The sequence below is a fragment of the Dietzia sp. DQ11-38-2 genome, assembly GCF_014145055.1.
Lineage (GTDB): Bacteria > Actinomycetota > Actinomycetes > Mycobacteriales > Mycobacteriaceae > Dietzia.
This window is the reverse complement of sequence record NZ_JAALDW010000163.1, coordinates 1-7,733: the sequence shown is the minus strand read 5'-3', so window position 1 is coordinate 7,733 and position 7,733 is coordinate 1. Positions and strand designations below refer to the sequence as shown.

At 69.6% G+C, this 7,733-nt stretch carries 8 protein-coding genes; 7 read left to right on the top strand and 1 reads right to left on the bottom strand.

Going from position 1 to position 7,733, the window contains the following annotated elements:
* Both G6026_RS06375 and G6026_RS06370 read left to right on the top strand, forming a co-directional pair.
* Positions 1-476 (top strand): NlpC/P60 family protein (locus G6026_RS06375; RefSeq protein WP_182612617.1); only part of this gene is annotated, 476 nt, incomplete at its 5' end.
* A gap of 52 nt (positions 477-528) precedes the next feature.
* Positions 529-1,662: a glycosyltransferase family 4 protein gene (locus tag G6026_RS06370; protein WP_182612615.1), complete on the top strand. Its 1,134-nt coding sequence runs from the start codon at positions 529-531 to the stop codon at positions 1,660-1,662.
* Between the two features lie 45 nt (positions 1,663-1,707).
* On the opposite strand, the gene G6026_RS06365 is transcribed toward G6026_RS06370, so the two are convergent.
* Positions 1,708-3,507, bottom strand: a complete 1,800-nt coding sequence (locus G6026_RS06365; protein WP_107756198.1) for a long-chain fatty acid--CoA ligase — start codon at positions 3,505-3,507, stop codon at positions 1,708-1,710.
* Between the two features lie 143 nt (positions 3,508-3,650).
* Here G6026_RS06365 and G6026_RS06360 point away from each other — a divergent pair, with 143 nt between their 5' ends.
* Genes G6026_RS06360 through G6026_RS06340 form a run of 5 tightly spaced genes read left to right on the top strand, consistent with a single transcriptional unit; the run spans position 3,651 to position 7,726 of the window.
* Positions 3,651-4,112, top strand: coding sequence for an SRPBCC family protein (locus tag G6026_RS06360; RefSeq protein ID WP_182612613.1), 462 nt, complete (start codon positions 3,651-3,653; stop codon positions 4,110-4,112).
* Between the two features lie 14 nt (positions 4,113-4,126).
* Positions 4,127-4,996, top strand: a complete 870-nt coding sequence (locus G6026_RS06355) for a hypothetical protein (RefSeq protein ID WP_231750528.1) — start codon at positions 4,127-4,129, stop codon at positions 4,994-4,996.
* Between the two features lie 50 nt (positions 4,997-5,046).
* Positions 5,047-5,781 (top strand): lysophospholipid acyltransferase family protein, encoded by a 735-nt coding sequence (locus G6026_RS06350; protein WP_309230177.1) that lies wholly within the window; start codon positions 5,047-5,049, stop codon positions 5,779-5,781.
* 5 nt (positions 5,782-5,786) lie between these two features.
* Positions 5,787-6,284, top strand: a complete 498-nt coding sequence (locus tag G6026_RS06345; protein ID WP_107756201.1) for a polyadenylate-specific 3'-exoribonuclease AS — start codon at positions 5,787-5,789, stop codon at positions 6,282-6,284.
* Between the two features lie 35 nt (positions 6,285-6,319).
* Positions 6,320-7,726 carry a 3-deoxy-7-phosphoheptulonate synthase class II gene (locus tag G6026_RS06340; protein WP_107756202.1) on the top strand — a complete coding sequence of 469 codons (1,407 nt, stop codon included), beginning with the start codon at positions 6,320-6,322 and terminating at the stop codon, positions 7,724-7,726.
* Positions 7,727-7,733: the final 7 nt, after the last annotated feature.

The window sequence follows — 7,733 nt, the reverse complement described above, 5'->3', positions numbered from 1 at the left end:
GGCGGTCGGACGAGATGAGAGTGCGGATCGACGAGGTGAGACGTCGCGTGGACGCTCTCTCCGACGCGCAGCGTGCACTCTGGGCCGGCGGCCCCCTGGTGCCCCCGGGGTACGTCGCCCCGGCGATCGACGGGGTCAACACGGCCGCCCTGAACGTGGCCCTCACCCGGATCGGTGCCCCGTACTCCTGGGGGGCGACCGGACCGTCCGAGTTCGACTGCTCCGGCCTCATGGTGTGGGCGTACGCGCAGGAGGGCAAGACGCTTCCCCGGTCGAGTCAGGCGCAGGCGGTGGCGGGGGCGCCCGTCGCGATGCCGGACATCCAACCCGGAGACCTCGTCATCTACTACGCGGGTGCGACCCACGTCGGCATGTACGCCGGCGACGGACTCGTCCTCCACGCGCCGACCTACGGGGTGCCGGTCAAGCTCGAGAAGGTCGACGCGATGCCGATCAGCGGGGTCCGTCGCTACTGACGCGTGGGCGCCGGGCAGGCGATCCCCGGGCGGTGTGGCAGTCTCGGACGTGATGACGAAGACCCTGCTGATCACCAACGACTATCCGCCGCGGCCCGGTGGTATCCAGTCGTACCTGGAGACCTATCTGGCGCACCTGGACCCGGAGGACGTGGCGGTCCTCGCCTCGACGTTCCGGGGCCGGGACTCGATCGAGTACGACGACTCCCGCCCCTATCTGGTCGAGCGGGTCCCGACGGAGATGCTGCTGCCCACACCGGATCTCGCGAAGCGTGCCCGGCGACTGGCCTCGGACTTCGGGGCGAGCACGGTGTGGTTCGGTGCGGCAGCACCGCTGGCCGCCATGGCACCCGTCCTGCGGGAGGGGCCCGTCACCCGCATCGTCGCCAGCACCCACGGTCACGAGGTGGGGTGGTCGATGCTGCCGGGTTCGCGCCAGGTGCTCAGGATGATCGGTGAGTCCACGGACGCCGTCACCTACGTGAGTGAGTACACGAGGCGACGCCTCGCGGCGGCGTTCGGCCCGCACGCGAGGCTCGTGCACCAGCCCGGGGGGGTCGACACGGACAGGTTCCGACCCGATCCCGTGCGGCGGCGGGCGATCCGCGAGCGCTACGGGGTGGCGGACCGTGAGGTGATCGTGTGTCTCTCCCGCCTCGTCCCGCGAAAGGGACAGGACGCGCTCATCCGCTCTCTGCCCGAGATCGCCCGCCGCGTCCCGGGAGCGGTCCTCGTCGTCGTCGGGGGTGGCCCGTACCGGCGGACGCTGGAGGGTCTGGCCCGCAGGCACGGGGTGACGGACCGGGTGATCTTCACCGGCCGGATCCCGGCGGACGAGATCGTCGATCACCACCGGATGGCGGACGTGTTCGCCATGCCCTGCCGCACGCGGGGTGGGGGACTCGACGTGGAGGGGCTGGGAATCGTGTATCTGGAGGCCTCGGCCTGCGGCGTCCCAGTCGTGGCCGGCCGGAGTGGTGGCGCCCCGGAGACGGTCCTGGACGGGACCACCGGGCTCGTGGTGGACGGGACCTCGACGGGCGAGATCGTCGACGCCGTGGCCGGTCTGCTCTCGGACCGGCCACGCGCGTCGTCGATGGGTGTCCGCGGACGCACCTGGGTTCTCGACTCCTGGCGCTGGGAAGACCTCGCCCGCAACATGCGGCGAGTGCTCTCCGGGGACTAGCTTCCCGATCGAGTCCCGATCCGGGCGTGGATCGAGTCTCGGACGTCAGGTGTAGAGATCCTCGATCTGTGCGGCGAACTTCTGGTGCACCACGTTCCGCTTGACCTTGAGCGACGCGGTGAGTTCACCGGTCTCCTCGGTGAACTGATCGGGGAGGACGTGGTACTTCTTGATGGCCTCCGAATGGGAGACGGTGCTGTTGGCCCGGGACAGCGCCTGGTCGAGATGCTCGATCATGTCCGCGTCCCGCAGCAGCTCGTACAGGGACCCGGTCTTGTGGTGGTGGGCCTTCCACCGGTCCAGTGCCTCGGGGTCGAGGGTGATCAGCACCGAGATGAACGGCTTCCCGTCGCCCACACACACGGCCTCGGCGACGAGCGGGTCCGCCCGGAGCGCGTCCTCGAGCTGGTTCGGAGCGACGTTCTTGCCGCCCGCGGTGACGATGATCTCCTTCTTGCGGCCGGTGATGGTCAGGTAGCCGTCCTCGTCCAGCGATCCGAGGTCCCCGGTCCGGAACCAGCCGTCGGAGAAGGCCTCGGCGGTCGCACGCTCATTGCGCCAGTAGCCGGAGGTCACCACCGGGCCGTTCACCTCGACCTCGCCGTCCGGGGCGATCCGGACCGCGCATCCGGGCAGTGGCTGGCCGACGGTCCCGATACGCATCTTGCCGGGGGTGTTGACCGCGATCGCCGCGCAGGTCTCCGTGAGTCCGTACCCCTCGAAGATGTTGACACCGATGCCGTCGAAGAAGTGGGTCAGGCGTTCGCCGAGCGGCGCGCCACCCGAGATGGCGATCTCGCAGCGTCCACCCAGTGCAGCGACGAGCTTGGCGTAGACGAGTCTGGCGAACAGCGCGTGGCGGAGCCTGAGCAGTGGCCCGACCCGCCCACCGCGGTTGGCCTTGGAGTAGGCGACGGCGGTGTCGGTGGCCTTGTCGAACATCCACGCCTTGAAGGCACCGCCGTCCTGGGCGGTGGCCTGGGCCTTGTTGAAGACCTTCTGGAACACGCGCGGGACGGCCAGGATGTAATGGGGCCGCATCTCGGAGAACGTGTCCACGAGATTCGTCAGGTCCGACGAGTGGGCGATCCGGACGCCGGCGTGGAACCCCGCGTAGGTGATGGCGCGGGCCAGCACGTGGGCCAGGGGAAGGAACATGACCGTGGTCGCGTCCTGCCGGAGGTACTGGTTGAACGGGGTCTCGAGGACAGCGAGGGTCTCGGACATGAAGTTCCGGTGGGTGAGCATGCACCCCTTGGGTCGTCCGGTGGTGCCGGAGGTGTAGATCAACGTCGCGGGGGCGTCCGCGCTCACCGCGGCGCGACGTTCGTCGAGCACCGCGTCGGCGACGTCGGTCGCCCCGGCGACGAGCAGGTCCAACGCGGGGCTCTCGCCCTCGATCACCAGGACGTCGGGGGACCCCTCCAGGTCGGCGATCCCCTCGCGGGTGGTCGCGGCGTGGGTCTGCTTCTCGACGATGATGAGCCGGGCGCCCGAGTCCTCCATGATCCAGCGGATCTGTTCCGCGGACGAACTGTCGTAGACGGGTACCGTGACCGCGCCCGCCGCCCAGATCGCGAAATCGATCACGTTCCACTCGTATCGCGTCGAACACAGGAGGGCGACCCTGTCCCCGGCCCCGATCCCGCGGGCGACCAGGCCCCGACCAACCAGGCGGACCGTGTCGGCGAACTCCCGGTTGGTGACGTCGGTCCACCGTCCGTCGACCGGGCGTTGGAAGGCCACGTTGTCCGGAGTCCGCTCCGCCCGGTCGTACGCCGCCTGGGCACAGGACCAGTCTTCGGGGACGGTGAAAGTGGCGGGGGCGGCGACGTATTCGCGCAAAGGGTCCTCCTGGTGGAGACGATCGATGGTCTAATCGCGGTGAGGACACACTATCCCCGGGGGTGGACGGCATCCACGCCACCCGTGCGCCCGGGCGTCAGCCGGAGGGCGCATCCCGGCGGGAGATATGTGAAGCTGGGGATATGAGTGAGGACAACGGCGCCCCCGAGGTGTGGCCGACCAGCGACTCCACGGTCATCGAGGCGACGGTCGAGGACGTGATGGCCGTCATCTCGGACTTCGACTCGTATCCGGAATGGTCCACGTCGATCCGGGTCGCCGAGGTTCTCTCGGTCGGCGCGGACGGTCGGTCAGACCGGGTCCGGTTCGCGCTGGAGGCCGGTGCGATCGTCGACGACTACGTCCTCGTCTACTCCTGGTCGGCGGACGACAGGGCCGTCGAGTGGCGCCTCGAGAGTTCGACGCTCCAGCGCGCGCAGAAGGGCTCCTACCGGCTCGAGCCGGTCGAGGGCGGCACCCGGGTCGACTACGAGTTGGAGATCGAGCTCGTGGTGCCGGTGATCGGTCGGCTCCGCGACCGGGCCGAGCGGCGGATCCTCTCCGAGGCTCTCCGTGAACTCAAGCGCCGGGCCGAGTCGAGGTGACCGGGTCGAGGGTCGTGATCGTTCTGGGGGGCGACCCGGCGGACAGGTCCGCGGCGATGGCGGATTTCCTGTTGGACGCCGGCGGAACCGCTCTCATTCTGACCGGGGATCCCGGTTCGGTCGATCCCCGACTGGACACGACCGACGAGGGGCCCGTGGAGGTCCGCGCAGACGACGCCACCGCGAGACTCGAGGCGTACACATCGGGGGCCGTGGACCCGGAGGACGAGGTGCTCGCGGCCCTCGCCACCGGTAGCGACGCCCCCCTCGCGGCAGTACTGGGATGGGAGTACGCCCGGCGTGCGGCTGCCGCGGGGGTGTGGGATGTGGTGATGGTCGACCTCGACGGTGATCTCGCGGCCGTCCGCAGGCTTTCCGCAGCGGGGGAGCTCGCCGGGTTCGTGGAGTCCCGGTGGCCCGCGCATGTCCGGTTCGCGTCCATGGCGGCCGGGGACCGTGCCGACGCCCGGACCCGCGAGGCGCACCGGTTGTCCCTCCTGGCCGGGGAGGTCTCGACGTTCCTCGCCGGGCCGGTCGAGGTGATCGTCGCCGGCGGTGCTCCGGACCGCACGGCGGCTCTGGCGACACTCGCCCGCGGTGCGGTCACCCCCGTCGTGTCCGCGGACGGCAACGGTGGCTACCGGGCGGAGTTGCCGGTGCCCGCCCCGCCGACGACTCCGCCCTCGGTCGAGAGCGGCGGTCTCCGGCTGGAGTTCAACGGCCTCCGGACAGTGCTGCGCCTTCCCGCGTTGCTGTCCCGGTGCACCCTCGTCGCGTCGCACCACGATCCGGTGGCGGGTGCCGTGGTCGCCGGATTCGTCCCGGATCCGGAGCTCTGGCCACCGAATCTCGTCCCGTCCGGATTCGCGGGCCGATCCGGGTAGTATCCGCTTTCGTCGACCTCCCCAACCATGAGAAAGACCGGTGACCCCAGGTGCTGTACTGGTTGTTCAAGTACGTGATCATCGGGCCTTTCCTGCGGATGACCAGTCGGACGGTCCTCACCGGCGAGGAGAACTTCCCGGCGACCGGGGCAGCGGTCCTGGTGGGGAATCACGAGTCCGTGGGCGACTGGTTGTTCACCCCGCTGCTCCTTCCCCGGCGGGTCACCTTCCTGGCGAAGAGCGACTACTTCACGGGCAGCGGGATACGCGGAGCCCTCAGCCGGTGGTTCTTCGCCGGGACCGGCCAGTACCCGATCGACCGGACCAACGCGGACGCCGCGCAGGCGGCCCTCGACGCGGGCATGGAGGTCCTGTCCTCGGGGCAGATCCTGTGCGTCTACCCGGAGGGCACCCGCACCCCGGACGGGCGGTTGTACCGGGGCAAGACGGGGCCGGCCCGGCTCGCGCTGCGCGCCGGGGTCCCGATCATCCCGGTGGGGGTGGTCGGTACGGGTGACTACATCCGCAAGGTCACCCGACCGCATCGCCGGACTCCGGTCCGCGTGATGATCGGGGAACCCCTCGACCTGACGCCGTGGGCCGGTCGGGAGGGGGACCGCGTGGCCGAGCGCGAGATCACCGACGAGTTCATGCGGCGTATCCAGGCGCTGACGGGTCAGGAGTATGTTCCGGACGTCTACGGTGCGGAGATGAAGAAGCGCTACGAGGCGGTCCGGAAGTCGGGACGAAACCTTCTCGACACTCCCGTCGAGGGGCAGCGCTGACGCCGGTGCGCTACTTCTACGACTGTGAGTTCATCGAGGACGGCACCACCATCGACCTGGTCTCGGTGGGGGTGGTAGCCGAGGACGGACGTGAGTTCTACGCGGTCTCCACGGAGTTCGACCCGGCGAAGGCCGGGCCATGGGTCAGACGCAACGTCCTGCCGAAACTCCCCAATCCCTCGTCGGCGGCGTGGAGGTCGCGCGCGGCGATCCGCGACGAGTTGTACGACTTCGTCACCGCGCCGGCCTCCGGCCCGGTGGAGCTGTGGGCATGGATCGGCGCGTACGACCACGTCGCCGTGTGCCAGCTCTGGGGTGACATGACCGAGCTCCCGGCGGCGATGCCGAGACTCACCCGGGATGTGCGCCAGCTGTGGGAGCTGGCCGGGCAACCGGAACTGCCCGTACACCCGGGCGGAGCCCATGACGCTCTCGGTGATGCGCGTCATGCGGCGATGAGGTTCCGGGCGATCGCCGCGACAGCACCCCACCTGGGCCTCTGAGGTCTGCGACGCTGCCGGTGGCGTATCCTCGCCGGGTGAGCAACTGGACAGTCGACGTCGACATCGCGCAGCTTCCCGACCTCCCCCCGCTCTCGGCGGACCTCGATCGACTGCTGGCGGACGCACTGTCGCGACCCGCGCTGCAGCAGCCGTCGTGGGATCCCGATCACGCTGCGGCGATGCGCAAGGTCCTCGAGAGTGTGCCCCCCATCTGTGTGGCCTCGGAGGTCGAGCACCTCTCGGACCGGTTGGCCGACGTCGCGCACGGCCGCGCCTTCCTCCTCCAGGGCGGGGACTGCGCGGAGACCTTCGAGGCCAACACCGAGCCGCACATCAAGGGCGTGATCCGCACGCTCCTCCAGATGTCCGTGGTCCTGACCTACGGCGCCTCCATGCCGGTGGTCAAGGTCGGGAGGATCGCCGGCCAGTACGCCAAGCCGCGCTCCGCCGATCGGGACGCCACCGGCCTGCTGTCCTACCGCGGGGACATGGTCAACGGGTTCGACGCCGACGAGACCACTCGTGAGCACGACCCGTCCCGACTGGTCCGGGCCTACGCCAACGCCGCCGCGGCCATGAACCTGGTCCGGTCGCTGACGGCGTCGGGGACGGCGGACCTGCACCGCGTTCACGAATGGAACATGGAGTTCGTCGCCGGTTCCCCTGCGGGCGCGCGATACGAGGCCCTCGCCGCGGAGGTCGATCGCGGCCTGCGGTTCATGGACGCCTGTGGGGTCGCCGACCACAACCTGCGGTCGGCGGACATCTTCTCCTCCCACGAGGCGCTGGTCCTGGACTATGAGCGCGCGATGCTACGCCTGGCCGACGACGGCACGGGACTCACGGGCGACGCGCAGCAGGGGCTGTACGACCTCTCGGCACACTTCCTGTGGATCGGGGAGCGCACCCGCGGGATCGACGACGCCCACGTGGCCTTCGCCTCGCTCATCGAGAACCCGATCGGACTGAAGATCGGCCCCTCCACGACCCCGGAACTCGCGGTGGAGTACGTGGAGAAACTCGATCCGCGCAACCGACCCGGGCGTCTGACCCTGGTCTCCCGTATGGGCAACGACAAGGTCAGGGACGCCCTCCCACCGATCGTTCAGGCCGTCGAGGCGTCGGGCCACAAGGTCATCTGGCAGTGCGACCCGATGCACGGCAACACCCATTCCACGTCGAACGGCTACAAGACCCGGCATTTCGACCGGATCATCGACGAGGTCCAGGGCTTCTTCGAGGTCCACCACGCGCTCGGTTCGCACCCGGGCGGGATCCACATCGAGCTCACGGGCGAGGACGTGACCGAGTGTCTGGGAGGCGCCCAGGACATCTCGGATCTCGACCTCGCCGGACGGTACGAGACCGCCTGCGACCCGAGACTCAACACCCAGCAGTCTCTCGAACTGGCCTACCTGGTCGCGGAGATGCTCCGCCACTGAGCCGCGT

Coding starts and splice junctions, on each gene's coding strand:
- G6026_RS06370 (WP_182612615.1), top strand. CDS start 529: ATGACGAAGACCCTGCTGATCACCAACGACTATCCGCCGCGGCCCGGT.
- G6026_RS06360 (WP_182612613.1), top strand. CDS start 3,651: ATGAGTGAGGACAACGGCGCCCCCGAGGTGTGGCCGACCAGCGACTCC.